The following is a 19,543-nucleotide window of genomic DNA, read 5'->3' as shown; positions in this document are numbered from 1 at the left end:
CGCCAAAGCGTTTCAGTCGTCGACGAGCCTTCGAGCAAGCCCCTCGTCTAAGACGACGTCTGTAATGAGCCCAGCGGCCAGCGCCGCGCGGAGACTCACGAGTTTGGGAACGCCAGAAACAACGCACACGCGCCGCGGCACCCGCCGAAGACGATCGAGTCCCGGGCCGGTCGCGCGCGCATTCACCCGAATGTTGTGCCACGAACCGTCCGCGCGGAAAAAGACGGTAGCCACATCGCCGATCGCGTGATCCTCGCGAAGACTCCGATAGTCGTCCCGCCCCAGGTAGCCACCGACATACACGCGGCTGGGCACCTCTGCCGCAGGAGAACCCAAGCTGAAAACAGCCACATCCATTTTTGCTTGCATGTCGAGTACCCGTCGCGTGCTGCGCTCTCTCCACATGGCTTCGCGGGTGGCGGGGTCGTCAAAGAAGGCAGGAACGGGGAACTGCTGAACCTGGGCACCGAACGCCCCGCCGAAACGCTGCAAGATGTCGCTGGAGTACTCCACACCAGTGGTTTGCGTGTTTCCTGCGCCGTTCAGCTGCACGAAAGTCGTGTTGTGCGTCTCTTTGTGCGTCAACGCGCGACTGACCGCACTGATTGTCGATCCCCATGCCACCCCGATGACCATGTTCGAATCGACGAACTGTGACAGCAGACGGCCAGCAGTGAGCGCTACACGCTCGAGCCGCTCCACCTCACTGAGAATCTCTGGCATTGGCACGACGTGCGCAGCGACCCTGTGGCGGTCGCGTATGCGCTGCTCGAGCATCCCCAGTCGCTCTAGCGGTGAGTTGATTCGAATATCGACCAGCCCACTCTCTCTCGCGAAGCTGAGGAGGCGCGACACAGATGAACGCGAAGTGCCGAGTTCCTGCGCGATCACCTCCATCGTCTTGTCTTGCATGTAGTAGAGCTGCGCTGCGGTGAGCGCCGCGATCAGCTTGCTGTCGCGGGATTCCGCACCTGCACCTGCCATGACAACCTCCTGTCCATCGATACTTGCACATATGTGCACTGGGCTTGCGCGGGATGACCCAGAGGTCGATGCTGGGGGGCAAGCAAGGAAGAGAGGTCGAGGATGATCGATTCGACACACTCGTCAGCGGAGCGCGCAAATGTCAGCGCCATCCGTGAGTCCGGACGCACCAGCGTTCTCGTCATCGGCGGCGGGATTAACGGAATCTCCACGTTCAGAGATCTCGCCCTCCAGGGTGTTGACGCTGTTCTCGTGGAACGCGGCGATTTCGCCTCCGGAGCATCAGCAGCGTCGAGCCACATGATCCACGGTGGTATTCGATACCTCGAGAACGGCGAGTTCCGTCTCGTTCGCGAATCCGTAGAAGAGCGCAACGGTCTCCTCAAGATCGCCCCGCACTACGTGAAGCCGCTGCAGACCACGATCCCGATCTATTCGACCTTCTCGGGCATCCTCGCTGCTCCCCTGCGATTCCTGACGCACAAGAGTGGCAAGCCACAGGAGCGCGGCGCGTTCCTCATCAAAATCGGCTTGATCATTTACGACACGTTCTCCCGAGACGGCGGAACCGTTCCGCGCCACCACTTCGTCGGTCGCAAGAAGTCGCTGGCTGAGCTGCCGTCGCTCGACCCAAAGATCAAGTACACGGCGACGTACTACGACGCTTCGATGCACGACCCGGAACGCCTCGCTCTGGACGTACTGCAAGACGGCTTGGCAGCGCACCCCGGTGCACATGCGCTCAACTATGTAGAGGCCATCGCTCGCGACGGCGACAAGGTGATTCTGCGGGACCGCGAGAGCGGTACGGAGTTCTCGGTGCAGGCCGACGTTGTCGTGAACACCTCTGGCCCGTGGACTGACCTCACCAACGATGCCCTCGGCCTCGACACACAGTTCATGGGCGGCACCAAGGGGTCGCACATTGTGCTTGACCACCCTGAGCTCCTCGAAGCCACCCAGGGGCGCGAGATTTTCTTCGAGCACTCCGACGGCCGCATCGTGCTGATCTACCCGCTCAAGGGGCGCGTGCTTGTCGGCACGACCGACATCGACGCTGATCCTAGCGAAACGCCCGTGTGCACGGAGGAAGAAGTGGACTACTTCTTCGATCTTGTCGACCACGTGTTCCCTTCGATCCCGGTAGATCGCGACCAGATCGTCTACAAGTTCTCGGGAATCCGTCCACTTCCTCGCCACGAAGACACTGCCCCCGGTTTCGTGTCGCGCGACTACCGCGTGGAGGTTGACGAGAAGGGCGCTGTGCCGCTCGTGAGTCTCGTCGGCGGCAAGTGGACCACTTTCCGCGCGCTCGGAGAATCGATGTCGAACATCGTGCTCGGTCTCCTCGACCGCACCCGTACGGTATCGACCGCAGGGCGCGCCATCGGCGGTGGACGCGAGTTCCCGCGGACCGAGAAGGCCAAGCGCATCTGGATCCAGGAGAACCTTCCTGGCGCCGACTCTCGTGCCGAGCAGCTCCTTGCCCGCTACGGCACCCGCGCCGCTCAGGTGTGGGAATATGTCGAGCAGGGATCGGATGCTCCTCTCGCTGATGGCGACCTGTCGACGCGTGAGCTCGAGTGGATGGTCCAGAACGAAATGGTCACGCGTCTCGAAGACGTTGTGCTTCGCCGCACCAGCATCGCTTTCACCGGCGGCGCCAACGCGGAGACGCTCGATGAGATCGCTGCAGCACTTGCTCCGCTACTCGGTTGGGACGAATCGCGCCACGAGGCAGAGCTCGACCAGACCCGTCAACTGTTGAATGAAAGACACGGACTCGATATCCCGTCCCGCACCCGCGGCTGACAGGATTTCGGGCTGCCGCCCTCCTCGCGGCGCAACCCCATAAAGTGTCGAGGCAGAGGGGCCTCGACACACAAGAAAGGTCAAAGAAGACATGGCTGATGTGAATCTCGGTCTCTACTTCCTCTCCGAGCTCGTTGGTACCGCAATGCTGGTACTGCTCGGATGTGGTGTGGTGGCCAACGTCGCCCTTGCAAAGAACAAGGGCTTCGGCGGCGGCTTCCTGATGGTGAACTGGGGATGGGGCCTCGCGGTCTTCGCCGGTGTGCTCGTCTCCGCGTACTCCGGTGCGATCCTCAACCCTGCCGTCGGTATCGGCCTCCTGGTCGCTGGCAAGATCACTTTCGTGATGTTCCTCACGGCTACGGCCGCGGAGCTCGTGGGAGCAATCCTCGGTGCGATCGTCGTGTGGCTCGCCTACAAGCAGCACTTCGATGAGGAGCCGGAGTCTGCAAACAAGCTCGGCGTCTTCTCCACCGGTCCTGCTATCCGTTCCTACGGGTGGAACCTCGTTACCGAGATCATCGGCACCTTCGTGCTCGTGTTCGTCATCTTCGCGTTCGCTGATTACGGCGACATCGAGGTTGGCGTTCCTGGAGGACTCGGACCGCTCACGGCACTTCCTGTTGCTCTGCTTGTTGTTGCAATTGGTGCCTCCCTCGGTGGCCCGACCGGCTACGCGATCAACCCAGCTCGTGACCTCGGACCGCGTATCGCGCACGCCATCCTGCCCATCAAGGGCAAGGGTGCCAGCGACTGGTCGTACTCGTGGGTTCCCGTTGTTGGACCGCTCATCGGTGGTGTGATCGCTGCACTTGCCGCACCGGTGCTGCTCGGCCTCGCTGGCTGACGCCCATCTCACCCGCACTGAATTCAAAGGAGAGCACAAGTGGCTGACTACATCATCGCTATCGACCAGGGAACTACTTCCAGTCGCGCGATCATTTTCGACAAAAAGGGCAACATCGTTGCTACCGGTCAAAAAGAGCACGAGCAGATCCTGCCCAAGGCCGGCTGGGTCGAGCACGACGCATCTGAGATCTGGCGCAACGTTCAAGAAGTCGTCGGCATGGCCCTTGGCCGCGCCGACCTGACGCGACACGACGTGGCTGCCATCGGCATCACGAACCAGCGCGAGACCGCTGTCGTCTGGGACAAGAACACCGGCAAGCCGATCTACAACGCCATCGTGTGGCAGGACACCCGCACGCAGCCCATCGTGGATCGTCTGGCGGCAGACGGCGGCGTCGAGCGGTTCAAGCCGGTTGTCGGTCTGCCGTTGGCGACGTACTTCTCCGGCACCAAGATCGCGTGGATCCTGGAGAACGTCGACGGCGCACGCGAGAAGGCAGAAGCAGGCGACCTGCTCTTCGGCACCACCGACTGCTGGGTTCTCTGGAACCTGACCGGTGGCGCTGACGGTGGCGTGCACGCCACAGACGTCACGAACGCCTCGCGCACGATGTTCATGGACCTCGAGACTCTCGAGTGGCGAGACGACATCCTCGAAGCGTTCGGCGTGCCGCGCTCGATGATGCCGGAGATCCGTTCCTCTTCCGAGGTATACGGCGCTGCGGAGAGCTCCTCGCTTCTGCGGGAGACGCCGATCGCTGGCATCCTTGGCGACCAGCAGGCCGCGACGTTTGGTCAGGCTGCATTCCAGAAGGGTGAGAGCAAGAACACCTACGGAACGGGTTGCTTCCTGATCTTCAACACGGGTGAAGAGGTTGTTCACTCCAAGAACGGGCTGCTGACTACCGTCGGATACAAGCTGGGCGACGGGCCGACGCACTACGCGCTGGAAGGTTCCATCGCCGTCACCGGATCGCTGATTCAGTGGCTGCGCGACCAGCTCGGCATCATCTCCTCTGCCCCTGATGTCGAGAAGCTGGCCGAGCAGGTTGACGACAACGGTGGTGTCTACATCGTTCCTGCCTTCTCTGGTCTGTTCGCTCCGTACTGGCGCTCCGACGCTCGTGGTGCGATCGTCGGCCTTACCCGCTACGCGAACAAGAACCACATCGCGCGCGCCGCACTGGAGGCTGTTGCCTTCCAGACACGCGACGTGTTGGATGCTGTCAACGCCGACGCAGGGGTAGACCTCACCGAGCTCAAGGTTGATGGCGGCATGGTCGCCAATGACGCTCTCATGCAGTTCCAGGCCGATGTTCTCGGCGTACCGGTCGTTCGTCCGGTGGTCGCAGAGACCACCGCGCTCGGCGCCGCTTACGCTGCGGGTCTTGCTGTCGGTTTCTGGAACGGTCTCGACGACCTCTCCGCCAACTGGCAGGAAGACAAGCGTTGGGAGCCTTCGATGGATGAGGACGAGCGCGACCGTCAGCTGCGCCTGTGGCGCAAGGCCGTCACCAAGTCGATGGACTGGGTCGACGAAGACGTGAAGTAATTTAGTTCACTAAAAAGCGGGTCTGGAGCATTGCTCCAGACCCGCTTTTGTCTGTCGGCGCACCCTTCCACACGAGGGCCGTTAGGACGCGGCAGACACCTCCCCTGGTCCAGCAGCCGCAACAACCGAGAGAAACGCCTTGGCGACGTTTCTCGGCGCGTCCACATCCCACGCCAGCAACTCAACGCGCACCGGCCCATCGCGCAATTCGGCCGTGACGACATCTGCCCCGGAACGCGCGACAGTGCCGGGAGCGAGCAACGTCACCGCGAGTCCGGCAGCGACCAGCCCCAGAATCATCGAGGCGGAGTCGGCTTCGAAGGCGACGTCGCGCTCGATGCTTGCCGATGCGAAGGCTGTGTCGCTCTGCAAGCGTCCAGACGTCGAGGCGGGGAAATCCGCGAAGGTGAGCCCTGCGAGATCCCGAAGACTTATCGTGCCTGATCCCGCCAGCTCGTGCCAGCGCGGAAGAACCGCTACCAGTCGATCCGTCGAGAGCGCACGCGTGGCTACTCCTACGGGCTTTAGATCGTGCCGAAGTCCGAGCAAGGCGACATCTAACGAACCGAGTCGGAGCTGTGCCATGAGGTCATCGCTGTTCCCCACTCGGAGTTCGACCCTCACGTCCGGGTGCGCATCGCGGTAGGCGACCAGCACCGCAGGGAGGTCGATAGCCGTCAACGTCGGGATGACGCCGATCCGGAGAGTGCCGGTCACAATGCCGTCTGCGGCAGCAGCGTCTTCCTTCGCCTGTTCCGCAGCGCGCAACGCTGCGCGAGCGTGCCCCAAGAAGGCACTCCCCGCCTCGCTCAGCCGCACAGCACGACTTGACCGCACGAAGAGCCGGGTTCCTATCTCGCGTTCAAGCGCCGCGATCTGATGACTCAGTGCCGATTGAGTGACGAAGCACCGCGCCGCTGCCTTCGTGAAGCTTGAGGTGTCGGCGACCTCGACAACGTAGCGCAATTGCTGAAGATCCATACACCTATGATCTCCGTTCATCGATGCGGTGACAACTATGCGTTGGACTCATGTACGCGTCCGGCGGAGGCTGAAGATATGTCTCGACCGCTGCTGCTGCTGCTCACCGCTCTCGCTCCGATGGCGTGGGGCACGACCTACCTCGTAACCTCCGAACTCTTGCCCCCGGGACACCCGCTCTTCGCTGGCCTTCTGCGCGCGCTCCCTGCTGGCCTTCTCGCTATCGCCATCAGTAGGCAATTGCCCAGAGGTTCATGGTGGTGGAAAGCCGTCGTCCTCGGCGCGCTCAATATCGGGGCTTTCTTCCCGCTCCTGTTTCTCGCAGCTGAACGACTCCCCGGCGGGGTCGCCGCAGCCGTCGCCGGTGTCCAGCCGCTCATCGTCCTCGGACTCGGTTCTCTCGTACTACGGGAACGAATTCGCCCTGCCACCGCGACCGCCGCGACGCTCGGGACCGTGGGCGTCGCTCTCGTCGTACTGAGCCCTGCCGCAGAACTGGATGTCTGGGGGATTCTTGCCGCAGTCGGCGGCGTCACCGCGACCGGGATGGGCATGATTCTCACAAAGCGTTGGGGGCGCCCCAGCACCGTCGGTCCGATCGGCTACGCGGGCTGGCAACTGGCTGCGGGGGGACTGGTGCTACTCCCCCTCACCCTCGTGTTTGAGGGTCTGCCTGCAGAGATCAGCCCCGGCGCAGTTCTGGGGTACCTCTGGCTCGGAACCATCGGAGGCATCGTGGCCTACACGCTATGGTTCCGCGGAGTTCAGCAACTTCCGGTGATCGCGCCTGGGCTTCTCGCGCTGCTCTCCCCCATCGTCGCCTCCATGCTCGGCGTGCTGATCGCAGGCGAGCGCTTCACGATCGTGCAAACCCTGGGGTTGGCGATCACCTTAGGCGCACTTGTGTTGGGGCAGATCGCTGTCAGGCCACGTCGGATCAGCCCTTGCCGAAGAGCTTCTGAATCTCCGCGAGGTCAGCCTCGCTTGGCTGCTGAGCGGCACCACCGCCGCCGAGGCCAAATCCAGACCCGGTGGGAGTAGACGTGGTCGCGATGCCCGCGTTTTCTGCAGCACGCTTCGCCGGGTTGCCCGACCGCGAAGCACCTGCGGAAGACTTGCCCTTCTTCTTACGCTTGGAAGATGCGCCTGGCCGCCCCATACCTGGCACTGGGCCCATCCCCGGAATGTTCGGTGTGCCACCGCGCGCTACGGTCTTCATCATCTTGGCTGCCTGCTCGAACCGCTGCACAAGCTGGTTCACTTCGGTCACTGTTACGCCGGAACCGCGCGCAATACGCAGACGACGAGACCCGTTCAGCACCTTGGGGTTGTGACGCTCCCCCGGTGTCATCGAGCGGATGATGGCCTCGGTGCGATCAATTTCACTCTCGTCGAAGTCGTCGAGCTGCTGCTTCATCTGCCCCATGCCCGGAAGCATTCCGAGCATCTTCTTCATCGAGCCCATCTTCTTCATCTGCTGAAGTTGGTCGAGGAAGTCCTCAAGGGTGAAGGCCTCGGTCGCGAGCTTCTCGGCCATCTTCATGGCCTCGTCCTCATCGAAGGCCTGCTGGGCCTGCTCAATGAGGGTCAGAATGTCGCCGAGATCGAGGATCCGGCTGGCCATGCGATCCGGGTGGAACGCTTCCAGGTCTTCCAAACGCTCACCGGTGGAGGCAAAGATGATCGGACGACCGGTCACGGAGGCAACGGACAGCGCCGCACCACCACGCGCGTCACCATCGAGCTTGGAGAGCACGACACCGGTGAAGTCGACACCCTCTTGGAATGCCTTCGCGGTGTTCACGGCGTCTTGACCGATCATCGCGTCGATGACGAACAGAACCTCGTCAGGGTTTACTGCCTTACGAATGTCAGCGGCTTGCTTCATGAGCTCCGCATCGACGCCGAGGCGGCCAGCGGTGTCAATAATCACAACATCGTGCTGCTGGCGCCGCGCGTGCTCGACGCCGTCCCGCGAAACCTTGACGGGGTCTCCCACGCCGTTGCCTGGCTCGGGCGCGTAGATCGTCGCGCCCGCTTGCTCAGCGACGACCTGAAGCTGATTGACGGCGTTTGGGCGCTGCAAGTCAGCGGCAACCAGGAGCGGTGTGTGTCCCTCTCCCTCGAGCTGCTTCGCGAGCTTGCCCGCGAAGGTCGTCTTACCGGATCCCTGCAAGCCGGCGAGCATGATCACCGTCGGCGCAGTCTTCGCGAACTGCAGGCGACGCTGTTCGCCACCCAAGATCTGAACGAGCTCCTCGTTCACGATCTGCACCACCTGCTGTGCAGGGTTGAGTGCCTTATTTACCTCGTCACCCAGCGCACGTTCGCGCACCTTCGCCGTGAATTCCTTCACAACGACGAGCGCGACGTCGGCGTCAAGCAGTGCGCGTCGAATCTCGCGTACGGTGCCGTCGACGTCGGCCGCAGTGAGCTTTCCCTTCGTGCGCAGGTTGCGGAAGGTCTCGGTAAGCCGGTCGGAGAGGGTGCCAAAGGTAGCCATGGTGCTTCCGATTCTACGCGAGCAGAGCGGGGATGATCAGCGCGCCACGACGCTCACGCCCAGGGCAGGTGGTGAATGGTCGCGAGTGCATCCCGCAAGACCGCATCTGGGGTGCCGAGACCAGCCCCGTGTTCAGCCCATACACGCAGCGACGACAGCACGGCAGCGGCGTGCGCTGCACCGAGAATGTCCGCTCGGATAACGTCAACGCCAGCCGCCGAAGCGGCCCGCGAGACGGCTGCAGCAAGTCGAGCGAGTCGCAGTCCAGTGTCGCGCACCAGCTCATCGTCTAGGCCCATTGCACCAGCGTTGCGGAGCGCGAGTGCTAGCGGGTCCGGCTCAAAGTCCCGCACGATCAGGAGAAGAACTTCGCGAACGGCGTCTCCCGTCGCCGCCTTGTGCAGGTCGTTGAGCGAACGAATTGCCTGGGCAATCCGCTCGTCTACCCCTGACCAGAGCACGTCGCTCTTGGAAGCGAAGTAGTTGAAAAAGCTAGATCGGCTTACACCCGCGCGTTGCGTGATGTCGGCGACAGAGGTGGCGTCATAGCCACGCTCCAGGAAGAGTTCACACGCGGCCTCGGCCAGCGTCTCCCGCGAAGAAGCCTTCGGGCGGCCGACTTTGCCTGTAAAACTCATGCCCTCACGTTATCGCGTGAGGTTCCGCACGCCGCCTTTCTTTCCTACGAGAGTATTGTTAGCCTCAGTCCAACTACCCTCATTCGAACTACTTAGCCACTTCCACGCCAAGGCGGTCAGGCATTGCTTGAAATACTCACTCCGGGATTCACCCCCACGCCATTGCCGTACCTCGACGGATGGGATCTGCAACGCCGGGTTCATGCAGACGTTGTGAGCGGCAACCGTTCTGACACGCTGATCCTGCTGGAACACGAAGCGGTGTATACCGCGGGAAAACGCACCGAACCGCACGAGAGACCTCACGACGGAACCCCTGTTGTCGATGTCGATCGAGGCGGCAAGATCACCTGGCATGGACCAGGCCAGCTCGTCGGTTATCCGATCGTCCGGCTTGTCGAGCCGATGGATGTGGTCGCACACGTGCGCCGTTTGGAACGCCTGTTGATCGCCGTGCTGCGCGGCTTTGATGTCGATGGCTATCAAGTCGAGGGGCGAAGTGGGGTGTGGGTACGCAGACCACTCTCCGAAGACAAAGTCGCTGCGATTGGCGTGCGGGTGCAACAGGGGGTCACCATGCACGGCTTTGCCGTGAACTGCAGCAACTCCCTGGCGGGTTTTCGCGGCATCATCCCCTGTGGCATCACAGACGCCGGCGTCACCACTGTGAGCGAGGTCGTGGGACGCGCGGTGGAGCCGATCGACCTTGTGGCCACCGTGACCGCGGCATTCCGCACAGAATTTTCACACGCAGAGAAGTCAGGAGCCCTTGCATGACCGCTATACCCGACGGACGAAAGCTTCTCCGGCTTGAGGTTCGCAACGCAGAGACGCCGATCGAGCGGAAGCCGGAGTGGATCAAAACCAAAGCGAAGATGGGGCCGGAGTACACCGCGCTGCACTCGCTGGTGAAGAGCGAAGATCTGCATACGGTCTGCCAAGAAGCGGGCTGCCCCAACATCTACGAGTGCTGGGAAGACCGGGAAGCAACCTTCCTCATCGGCGGGTCGCAGTGCACGCGTCGGTGCGACTTCTGTCAGATCGACACCGGAAAGCCGGCCGAGTACGACACAGATGAACCGCGCCGCGTCGCGGAGAGCGTTGCCAAGATGAACCTGCGCTACGCCACCGTCACCTGCGTCGCGCGTGACGATCTGCCAGACGGCGGCGCCTGGCTCAATGCCGAAACTGTGCGCCAGATACACGCACAGAACCCAAATACCGGAGTCGAGCTCCTCGCCACAGACTTCAATGGCGACCCGCGACAGCTCGATGTCGTCTTCGAATCGCGACCGGAGGTCTTCGCACACAACGTCGAAACTGTGCCAAGGATCTTCAAGCGCGTCCGACCGGCGTTCCGATACGAGCGCTCACTTGACGTTTTGACGCAAGCGCGAGACGCCGGGCTGATCACTAAATCGAATCTGATCTTGGGAATGGGAGAGGAACCGGAGGAAGTCATACAAGCACTGGTCGACCTCCACGAGGCCGGTTGCGACATCATCACAATCACGCAGTACCTGCGCCCGTCGCCACGCCACTTGCCGGTCGCCCGCTGGGTGAAGCCAGCGGAGTTCGTCGAATTCAAGGAAGAAGCTGAACGAATTGGCTTCCTTGGCGTCCTCGCGGGTCCGCTCGTTCGCTCCTCGTACCGAGCGGGCAGGCTGTGGGCGCAATCCATGGCGTCGAAAGGACACCAAATCCCCGAGCACCTTGCTCACATCGCGGAAAGCGCTGACTTGGGCTTTGCGCAGGCGGTGTGATCTGAGCCGAAGAGTCAGTCAGCGCTCATTACCGACTGGACAGTGCCGTCGGAGCCCAGATTTACCAGCAGAACATCATCGGAGGAGCTGTCGTCCATCGCGTACTCCAGAACGGCGAAGGGCTCAGAGCCGCCGTGTTCATCCGCGAGAATCGTCATGCTCATCAGACGCAACGAACGAATGATGTCGACAGCGGCGTCGCCAGAAACATCGACAAGGACGTCCTCCAGCTCGTCGCCGTAGCTCTCCTGCTGCTGCAGGATGTACTCCGTAACTTCGCTCGTGCGGTCATCGACCTCGGCGAGCATGCCACGACGTGCCGTGTCGTCGACACCCTCGAGGCGTGCGATAAGCGAGGCCGCAATATCGAGCCCTGCCGCTGACACGTCGTCTTGGTCGGGAGCCGTCAGGTCGATGGTGACGCTTTGGTCACCCAGCTCGACAGTCTCCGACCAGAAGATCGAGCCATCTGGACCAGATGACAGGAGTCCGAAGTAATCATGTTCGATCGCCATAACGCTATAAAACCAGCCTCTTGCTCACTGCGGTAGTCCTGTCGTCAACCGACGAGCGACTGAACGAAGACATGCGGGGTGAAACCGGTGAGATCATCGATGCCTTCGCCCTGTCCGAGCAACTTCACCGGGATGCCAGTGCGCTCCTGCACAGCCAGAACGAATCCGGCTTTCGCCGAGCCATCGAGTTTGGTGAGAACGAGACCCGTCACGCCCGCGTGTTCGAGAAACGCCTCCGCTTGCATCACGCCGTTTTGGCCGGTCGTGGCGTCGAGAACAAGCAGCACTTCGCTGATCGGCGCCTGCTTCTCGATGACGCGCCGCACCTTGGTGAGCTCATCCATGAGTCCACCCTTGGTGTGAAGACGACCAGCGGTATCGACGATCGCGATCTCAATCCCCTCGCGCTTCGCGTACTCCACAGTCTGGAACGCGACGGAGGCGGGGTCTTGACCCTCGTGTTGCGGGCGGACGATCGCCGCTCCCCCACGCTGAGCCCAGGTCGCCAACTGATCGACGGCTGCCGCCCTGAAGGTATCGGCAGCGCCCACGACGACACTGCGCTGGTAGCCACGAAGGAACTTCGTGAACTTACCAATCGTCGTTGTCTTGCCGACGCCGTTGACGCCAACGACGAGCACCACAGCCGGGCGCTCGGTGAGCTTGAGAGTGGTGTCGAACTTCGCGAAGTGCTCCTCTAGTGTCTCCCGCAGCATGCGCTGGAGGTCTTGAGGATCCGTCGTCCGGTACTTCTCCACCTTCTGCCGAAGCTCATCCACAACACGCTCACTGATGTCGGGACCAAAGTCCGCTGTAATGAGCGCGGTCTCTAGGTCCTCCCAGGTCGTCTCATCGATGGTGGGTTTGACGAACATGCCGCGCAGCGCGCGACTCAAAGACCAAGACTTCTCCGCCATTACTCCAGCCTACGGGTAGACGCGCCAGCGCCCACACCATCAGGAGGACGCTGCGGCACGGTCGCCCACACGCTGCCCAACCACGGCAGAAACACCGTCCTGGCGCATCGATACCCCGTACAGCGCGTCGGCGATCTCCATCGTGCGTTTCTGGTGAGTGATCACCAGAAGCTGGGAACTCTCACGCAGTTGCTCAAACACACTCAAAAGCCGACCGAGGTTCGCGTCGTCCAGCGCAGCTTCCACCTCGTCAAGAATGTAGAAGGGGCTCGGCCGCGCCTTGAAGATCGCCACGAGCAATGCCACCGCCGCCAGCGATCTCTCGCCACCGGAAAGAAGCGACAATCGCTCAATCTTCTTTCCTACTGGCCGCACAGACACTTCGATGCCCGTCGTCAGCATGTTGTCTGGATCAGTGAGCGAGATGCTTCCGGTCCCGCCAGGGAACAACAGCGGGAAGACCTGTCCGAATGCTTCCTTTGTGTCTTCGAACGCGCTCGCGAAGATCGTCTGCATCCGCTCATCGAGGTCGGTGATGATTGTCAGCAGGTCTTGTCTCGTCTGCGTGAGGTCTGTGAGCTGCTCGGTCAAGAAGGCATGACGCTGTTCCAATGCTGCGAACTCTTCGAGTGCGAGCGGGTTCACGCGTCCGAGTTGCGCAAGCTTGCGCTCCGCCTGAGCAAGCCTGCGCTCCTGAACCTGGCGATCAAACGGGAGCCCGGCGTGATCGGTCTCCTCGTCTGTCGATTCGTCGGCAACATCGTCGCGCGGCACCAATTGATCTGGCCCATATTCCGCAACAAGAATGTCTTCATCAAGAGCAAGCTCGGATGAGACCCGCTCCAGCAGACTGTTGAGGTGCAGCTTCTTCTCGTGGATCTGAAGCTCGAGCCCATGCACGCTCTCCGTGAGCCCGGCAAGGCGTTCACGCAGTGACGATTCTTGAGCGCGGAGGCCAACGAGTTCCTCGTTCTGAGCAGAGCGCGCCGCCTCAGCCTCTTTGAGTGCGAGCCGCGCCTCGGTCACCGACCGGTCGAGCGAGTCAAGAATGCGCGGCAGCTCATCGGCAACGCCCGAGGCGGCTTCCCGCTGGGCACGACGGATCACGGCCCGACGGGCTGCTTCAGCGGCCGCGTCTCTTTCTTGCTCACGCTGGCGCTCCAGAGTGGTCACCCGCGTTTGAGCCGCACGCACACGTTCTCGCAGAGTCTCAATCTCTAGTCGGGCGCGTACTTCGCCTTCGCGAGCACTTTCTAGTGCCTCAAGCAGCCCGTCGCGAGCGGATGCGTCGAGAACGGGGCGCGGCGCGGCGATCGCTTCGTCCACGGCCGTTTTCGCTGTGTGAGCCTTGGTCTCCGCGTCTGAGACCGCGGCCTGGGCCTGAGCCAGTCCGGTTTCCAACCGCTCACACTCGGCGACGGCTGACTCGTGCCGCACGGTCACACGGTTGACTTGCTCTGCGTGGGTCGCCAGCGCGGCATCGTGTTCACGCAACGCTCGCAGCGCGTCTTTCGCCTGCCTTCTGGTGGTTTCGACGGCCTCATTCGCGTCTTCGCGCGCTTCACGAAGAGAGTCGACCACAACCTGGATCTCTGCCAGCCGCTCGGTGGCCGCATCTCTTTCGGCCGCGAGCTCTAGGCGCGAACGTTCACCACCAGAACCTGTGCGAAGGGTTTGCGCTGTGATGACATCCCCTCCCACTGTCACGATCGTCGTGGCGGTGTCACCTGTGCTATCCAGCGCGGACCTTGCGGCACGGGCCGAAACCAGATCTTCTGCAATCAGCACGTGGGAAAGGACAGCGAGCACTCCGTCTGGTGCTGTGACTGTCTCCACCGCGGGGGTCACGCCTTCGATAGCAGGCAACCCTTCGACAGCAGACGAGACGGGGTTCGGCCGATGCGCAGCCGCGATGACAAAGTCGACAACTCCCCTGTGCTGTTGCATTTCGTCTGTCGCGAGGAGGAACGCATCGTCTGCGGTGTCGATCAGCACGCCCTCGGCGAGCGGTCCCAGCACGGCAGCGATCGCGGCTTCGTAGCCTGCGCGCACCTGCACAGAGTCGCCGACCAGACCGCGCACGCCTTTGCCGCCAGATTTGACGACTTCGGCGGCTCCGCCAGACAACGACAAGGCACTCGTGAGCGCTGCGGCCTTCGCCGTCAGAGAGTCCACCTCGCGCTCGGCGGCATGGAGCCGGTCACGGAGGGTGTCCCGCTCCGCTTCCGCCGATGTCGCTGCGCGTTGCGCACTGTCGTAGGCAGCAGCATGTTCTGCCGCCGTTCCTTGCGGCGCCTCTGCGTCGTCGATGGCTTCCAAGGCTTCTGCTGCTTCTCGACGTCGCGCGTTCGCTGCTTCGAGCGCGTTCTCTTGCCTGAGTACGGCCCCGCGCACAGCGGCCAGAGCCGATGCTGCCGCGTCTGCCGTTCCTCGTAGTGCCGACAATCGCATGTCGTACTCCGATACGAGCGCGCTCTGCTCTGCGATGTCGACGTCGAGCGTGTCCAGCTCTGCTCGCGCGTGCACGACCTCGCGGCTCGCTGAGGCTGCTGCATCTTGCGCGTCCCCCAGGCCTGCAGAGATTACAGAGATCTCGTCTTTCGCCTCATCGATCGTGCTCTGCGTCACGGTGACGGCTGTCACGGCCGCATCATCATCTTCTGAACCAAGAAGCGCGAGCCGCTGATTCGCCAACGTATACAGACCGCGCATGCGCTCCTGCACCTGCTCAAGCCCGAATGCGACGCCGCGCGCCTGGTCTACGGCCACCGAATTCTGATCTCGTTCAAGTCTCGCGATACTCGCCCGCACAACATCGGCTTGATCAGAGAGCACCAGCCGCTCGGTGTGTCGTTCGTGCTCTGTTCGAGTATGGTCAGCCAGCGCGGCGCGGAGCGCGACCACATCGTCGGCAAAGATTCGAGCCTTCGCATCGCGCACAACGGCCGCGATGGTCTGGGCTTCACGCGCGATCTCTGCCTGCCGACCCAACGGCTTGAGCTGACGGCGGATCTCTCCTGCCAGGTCGCTGAGGCGGGTGAGGTTGGCCTCCATCGCGTCGAGCTTGCGGAGAGTTTTCTCTTTGCGGCGGCGATGCTTGAGAATCCCGGCAGCCTCTTCGATGAAGCCGCGCCGATCTTCGGGTGATGCCTGCAGAACAGTGTCCAGTCGTCCCTGTCCGACGATGACGTGCATCTCACGGCCCAGCCCTGAGTCACTGAGCAGCTCTTGCACGTCAAGCAGCCGGCAACCTTCGCCGTTAATCGCATACTCACTGGAACCACTGCGGAAGAGCGTGCGACTGATCGTCACCTCGGCAAATTCGATGGGCAGTGCGCCATCCGCGTTGTCGATGGTCAGTTGCACCTCGGCCCGGCCGAGAGGACCACGGGTCGAAGTTCCAGCGAAGATGACGTCTTCCATCTTGCCGCCGCGCAGAGTCTTGGCGCCCTGTTCGCCCATCACCCATGCAAGCGCATCGACGACATTCGATTTGCCGGAACCGTTCGGTCCGACGATGCAGGTGACGCCCGGCTCGAAAACGAAACTGGTCGGTTGCGCGAACGACTTGAACCCTTTGAGCGTCAGGCTTTTTAGATGCATGCGAGCACCGCTCGTCCGGGGAGATTCACGCGGCTACGCTACCGGAATTCCGCGGCTCGGCAGGTATCCCGCGCTGCTTCTGCCGAAGTCCCGTGCGACGCGACACGCCGGGGTTCAAAAGAAATGATTGACGCTGGCATTCTCTGTTCGTTAGTTTTGCCTCGGATCGCCATTTGAAAGGAGGTTACCGATGATGACCACTCAGCTCCGCGCACAGGCCACAGGGCATGCAGCGTCTGCACATCTTGCAACACGCTCTGAGTTCTCGGTAGCCGCCAGCGTCCGCCTCAGCGCCTTCTGCTAGAACCGCACCGCGAGAATTAACGCCCGTAGTGGGCGTGGCCCGCTCGGTGCATCCGCGCTTCACCCTCTGATCTGCATCCAGATCATGGATCCTCATCGCCGCCAGCCACCACTTTTGTGGTTCTGCTTCGACGGCGTTCTTCTGCCCCCATCAACGGTGCTCGCCGTTGTTGCCGCGCGATCGTTCGCGCACTTTCCCCACTTCACCTAAGGAATCATCATGAACGCCACGTTGCGTCGCGACGTTATTCATCCACCGGATATCGAGGACCGCGAGGTCCTCCACATCCCCCGCCCAGACGAGCTACGTCGTCTTCCACTCTTTGATCGCATTGGTCTCAGAGTCGGTCTCTGGTTGCTGCAAAGAGCGCAACGGCCACGACGCCAGCGTCGAGGTTTCGATATTCATACCGCCGACACCCTGATGCTCGGGGAACAAAGACATCGCACCGAGGCGGAAACCCGGGCGATGCTGATGTTCGACATGCAACGAGGAATGCGCTGATGCCCCACACTCCCCTCACCATCACCCGCCTGGTCGTGCCAGCGGAACTCAGCGACGACAACGCCGCTGAGTTCCGCGCGTGCGCCGAACTCAACCGCCTCATCTGCGACGAGCAGGTGGGGCTTCCCGACCTCGCCCCCTCTGCCGCGCAGATGCTCCCGAGTTGGAGCGACAACACCGATTCCGTCGACCTCGGTTTTGTCGCACGCGAGGGTCAGCAGATCGTCGGCATGGTGACGATGTCGTTTGCGCAGGAGGCCGAAGCGCGCGCTGCCGAGGTTGATCTTCTTGTGCCAGAGGCCACGTGGGGGCACGGCGTCGAAGACGCTTTGCTTGCGCGGGCCGAAACCGAGGCGCGAGCACGCGGACGCAGCCTGGTGCAGCTCTGGAGCTTGCATCCCCCGCGAGAGCAGCAACAGATGCTGGTTCCGCGCACCGGCTGGGGTCGCGTTCCGGCCACCCCGCTTTCTGATCTGCTGTCCTCCAACGGGTTCACGCTTGAGCAGATGGAGCGCAACAGTAAGTATGACCTCCAGAGTGACGCCGACCCCGTGCGCGAGACCCTGGCCGAGGCAATGATGGCCGCTGGCAACGACTATGAGGTCGTCGAGTGGAACATGCCCACACCTCCGGAGTTTCGGGAGGGGTTCGCCGAGGTACTCGCGCGATTGTCGACGGACGCACCCAGCGGCGACATGGACTTTGCCGCACAAAACTGGGATGCCGAGCGGGTCGTGCGCCGGGAAGCACGACTACTCGGTGCGGGTCAGGCGGTGTCGGTGGTCGCCGTGCGACACGTGTCATCCGGCGCGCTCGTGGCGTTTAACGAGCTCTTGATCGGCGCCGACCGAACAAGCGTCACGCATCAGTTCGGCACACTGGTGAGCAAGAAGCACCGCGGTCACCGCCTGGGCACCATCGTCAAGTGCGCAAACTTGCTGCGGTGGCGAGAACTGATGCCGCAGTCGCCCGTGGTTTCCACCTTCAACGCCGAAGAGAACAGGCCAATGCTGAACATCAACGAAGCAATCGGCTTTCGTCCTGTCTCCTATGCCGCAGCCTGGCAAAAAGAGATCTGATGCGCATCAGCGGCGCCGTTGACAGGCCGGGCAGAAGTGCGAGGAGCGATTCATGAAGGAGACCCTGCGGATCTCGCCTCCACAGCGCGGGCACGGTTGACCCTGCCGCCCATACGCATTCAGACTGTGCGCGAAGTAGCCAGCCTGGCCGTTGACGTTGACGTACTGGGCATCAAAGCTGGTGCCTCCTTCGGCGAGAGCCTTCTCGAGCACGCTCCGCACCTCGATGAGGAGCCTGCTGACGGCGGATGCGGAGAGCCGGTTCGCTGGTGTCTCTGGATGGATGCGGGCAGCCCATAGTGACTCGTCCGCATAAATGTTCCCGATACCACTGGCGACTCCCTGATCAAGGAGCACTCGCTTGATGGCACTGCCGCGTCGGGCCAGATTCGAGTGGAACGCGGCATCATCGAAAGCTGCATCCAGCGGATCACGAGCGATGTGGGCCACCTGAGTGGGAATCAGACTTCCCACGTCGTCGATAAGCGCATCGACAGCCAGGGATCCGAACGTCCGTTGATCAGCAAAGACGATCGCAATGTCGCCATGCGTTGGATGATCGATAGAGATGCGCACCCGTTCGTGGCGCTCCGGGGCCGCGTCGCTGCTGCGCAAAAGCATCTGGCCACTCATGCCCAGATGAGCGATGAGTGCAGAACCTCGGTCGTCGAGCGGCAGCCACAGGAACTTGCCTCGGCGTGCGGTGCCCGTGAATCTGCGGCCCTCTAACCTGCGGACGAAATCTGCGGCGCCGGCAAGATGGCGCGTGAGCGCGCGCTCATCGAGCACGCTCACCGCAGTGATCAGAGATCCGACGACCGCCGGTTCGAGGCCAGCACGAACGACCTCGACCTCTGGAAGCTCAGGCACGCTCGCTGAGCGTGCGCCATGCGCTGAGCGCTGCCGCCATCTCCGCCGTCTTCTTGCTGGTACCAGACCCGGTCATACTCAGATCACCGACCGCGACAGTCGCCGTAAAGCGACGCTCATGATCCGGCCCGCTCGCTTCGATGGAGTACTGCGGCGGCGTGGCGCCAGAGCGAGCAGCAAGTTCTTGCAGACTCGTCTTAGGGTCCATCGCGGCCCCGTAGCGCTCTGGGTCAGCCAGTAGCGGTTTGGTCAGACGGAGAACGAGCGCCGTCGCCGACTCAGGGCCAGCCGAAAGGTACGTGGCGCCGATAACAGCTTCCATCGTGTCCGCAAGGATCGAATCCTTGTCCCGACCACCGGTCTGCTCCTCGCCGCGCCCCAGTCGCAAATGGCTACCGAGGTCGATCCCACGAGCGACCTCTGCCAGCGCGACTGTCGAAACGACGCTTGCACGTCGCTTCGCCAACTCACCCTCATCGAGGGTCGGGTGGGTGGTAAAGAGCATTACGGTGACGGCCTGACCGAGAACGGAGTCTCCAAGAAACTCCAACCGCTCGTTGTGCGGAATGCCGCCGTGCTCGTAAGCGTAAGAGCGGTGGGTCAGCGCCAACTCCAGAAGCTCCGCGTCAATATCGACGCGGAGCTTCTCTGGGAGCGACATTGTCCCCC

At 62.3% G+C, this 19,543-nt stretch carries 17 protein-coding genes; 8 read left to right on the top strand and 9 right to left on the bottom strand.

What is annotated here, in order from left to right; genetic code table 11:
- Positions 1–12: 12 nt before the first annotated feature.
- Positions 13–984, bottom strand: coding sequence for a sugar-binding domain-containing protein (locus AB0O87_RS09570; RefSeq protein WP_363514697.1), 972 nt, complete (start codon positions 982–984; stop codon positions 13–15).
- Positions 985–1,086: 102 nt separating this feature from the next.
- On the opposite strand from AB0O87_RS09570, the gene AB0O87_RS09565 reads away from it, so the two are divergent.
- The 3 genes from AB0O87_RS09565 (at position 1,087) to glpK (ending at position 5,197) form a co-directional block, all read left to right on the top strand.
- Positions 1,087–2,796: a glycerol-3-phosphate dehydrogenase/oxidase gene (locus AB0O87_RS09565; protein ID WP_363514694.1), complete on the top strand. Its 1,710-nt coding sequence runs from the start codon at positions 1,087–1,089 to the stop codon at positions 2,794–2,796.
- 91 nt (positions 2,797–2,887) lie between these two features.
- On the top strand, positions 2,888–3,643 hold the full coding sequence (locus tag AB0O87_RS09560) for an MIP/aquaporin family protein (RefSeq protein WP_363514691.1): 756 nt from the start codon (positions 2,888–2,890) through the stop codon (positions 3,641–3,643).
- Between the two features lie 39 nt (positions 3,644–3,682).
- Complete coding sequence (gene glpK / locus AB0O87_RS09555) at positions 3,683–5,197, top strand: glycerol kinase GlpK (protein WP_363514688.1); 1,515 nt, start codon at positions 3,683–3,685, stop codon at positions 5,195–5,197.
- 81 nt (positions 5,198–5,278) lie between these two features.
- Here glpK and AB0O87_RS09550 read toward each other — a convergent pair whose 3' ends face one another.
- A complete protein-coding gene (locus AB0O87_RS09550) occupies positions 5,279–6,178 on the bottom strand; it encodes a LysR substrate-binding domain-containing protein (RefSeq protein WP_363514686.1) in 900 nt (299 codons plus the stop codon).
- 78 nt (positions 6,179–6,256) lie between these two features.
- Between AB0O87_RS09550 and AB0O87_RS09545 the strand changes: the two genes are divergently transcribed.
- Positions 6,257–7,219 (top strand): EamA family transporter, encoded by a 963-nt coding sequence (locus AB0O87_RS09545; RefSeq protein ID WP_363514683.1) that lies wholly within the window; start codon positions 6,257–6,259, stop codon positions 7,217–7,219.
- On the opposite strand, the gene ffh is transcribed toward AB0O87_RS09545, so the two are convergent.
- Positions 7,116–8,681, bottom strand: a complete 1,566-nt coding sequence (gene ffh / locus AB0O87_RS09540) for a signal recognition particle protein (RefSeq protein ID WP_363514680.1) — start codon at positions 8,679–8,681, stop codon at positions 7,116–7,118. The genes AB0O87_RS09545 and ffh overlap by 104 nt on opposite strands.
- A 53-nt stretch (positions 8,682–8,734) precedes the next feature.
- Positions 8,735–9,319: a TetR/AcrR family transcriptional regulator gene (locus tag AB0O87_RS09535; RefSeq protein WP_363514677.1), complete on the bottom strand. Its 585-nt coding sequence runs from the start codon at positions 9,317–9,319 to the stop codon at positions 8,735–8,737.
- A gap of 123 nt (positions 9,320–9,442) precedes the next feature.
- Here AB0O87_RS09535 and lipB point away from each other — a divergent pair, with 123 nt between their 5' ends.
- Both lipB and lipA read left to right on the top strand, forming a co-directional pair.
- Positions 9,443–10,096, top strand: coding sequence for a lipoyl(octanoyl) transferase LipB (gene lipB, locus AB0O87_RS09530; RefSeq protein ID WP_363514674.1), 654 nt, complete (start codon positions 9,443–9,445; stop codon positions 10,094–10,096).
- A complete protein-coding gene (gene lipA, locus AB0O87_RS09525) occupies positions 10,093–11,082 on the top strand; it encodes a lipoyl synthase (RefSeq protein ID WP_363514671.1) in 990 nt (329 codons plus the stop codon). Before lipB ends, lipA begins: the two co-directional genes overlap by 4 nt.
- 14 nt (positions 11,083–11,096) lie before the next feature.
- Here the strand turns inward: lipA and AB0O87_RS09520 are convergent, their stop codons facing one another.
- Genes AB0O87_RS09520 through smc form a run of 3 tightly spaced genes read right to left on the bottom strand, consistent with a single transcriptional unit; the run spans position 11,097 to position 16,117 of the window.
- Positions 11,097–11,597 (bottom strand): DUF2004 domain-containing protein, encoded by a 501-nt coding sequence (locus tag AB0O87_RS09520; RefSeq protein WP_363514669.1) that lies wholly within the window; start codon positions 11,595–11,597, stop codon positions 11,097–11,099.
- Between the two features lie 44 nt (positions 11,598–11,641).
- A complete protein-coding gene (ftsY, locus tag AB0O87_RS09515) occupies positions 11,642–12,514 on the bottom strand; it encodes a signal recognition particle-docking protein FtsY (RefSeq protein WP_363514666.1) in 873 nt (290 codons plus the stop codon).
- 39 nt (positions 12,515–12,553) lie between these two features.
- Complete coding sequence (gene smc, locus AB0O87_RS09510) at positions 12,554–16,117, bottom strand: chromosome segregation protein SMC (protein ID WP_363514663.1); 3,564 nt, start codon at positions 16,115–16,117, stop codon at positions 12,554–12,556.
- Between the two features lie 523 nt (positions 16,118–16,640).
- Between smc and AB0O87_RS09505 the strand changes: the two genes are divergently transcribed.
- Positions 16,641–16,925 carry a hypothetical protein gene (locus tag AB0O87_RS09505; protein WP_363514660.1) on the top strand — a complete coding sequence of 95 codons (285 nt, stop codon included), beginning with the start codon at positions 16,641–16,643 and terminating at the stop codon, positions 16,923–16,925.
- On the top strand, positions 16,925–18,004 hold the full coding sequence (locus tag AB0O87_RS09500) for a GNAT family N-acetyltransferase (RefSeq protein ID WP_363514657.1): 1,080 nt from the start codon (positions 16,925–16,927) through the stop codon (positions 18,002–18,004). The genes AB0O87_RS09505 and AB0O87_RS09500 overlap by 1 nt, the downstream gene beginning before the upstream one ends.
- 6 nt (positions 18,005–18,010) lie before the next feature.
- Here the strand turns inward: AB0O87_RS09500 and mutM are convergent, their stop codons facing one another.
- Positions 18,011–18,874, bottom strand: a complete 864-nt coding sequence (gene mutM, locus AB0O87_RS09495) for a bifunctional DNA-formamidopyrimidine glycosylase/DNA-(apurinic or apyrimidinic site) lyase (protein ID WP_363514654.1) — start codon at positions 18,872–18,874, stop codon at positions 18,011–18,013.
- Positions 18,867–19,535, bottom strand: a complete 669-nt coding sequence (gene rnc, locus AB0O87_RS09490) for a ribonuclease III (protein ID WP_363516186.1) — start codon at positions 19,533–19,535, stop codon at positions 18,867–18,869. The genes mutM and rnc overlap by 8 nt, the downstream gene beginning before the upstream one ends.
- Between the last annotated feature and the right edge of the window lie 8 nt (positions 19,536–19,543).

The sequence above is a fragment of the Microbacterium sp. NPDC076768 genome (assembly GCF_040687205.1).
Lineage (GTDB): Bacteria > Actinomycetota > Actinomycetes > Actinomycetales > Microbacteriaceae > Microbacterium.
The sequence above is the reverse complement of the archived record's forward strand: the minus strand, read 5'-3'. Positions and strand labels throughout refer to the sequence as shown.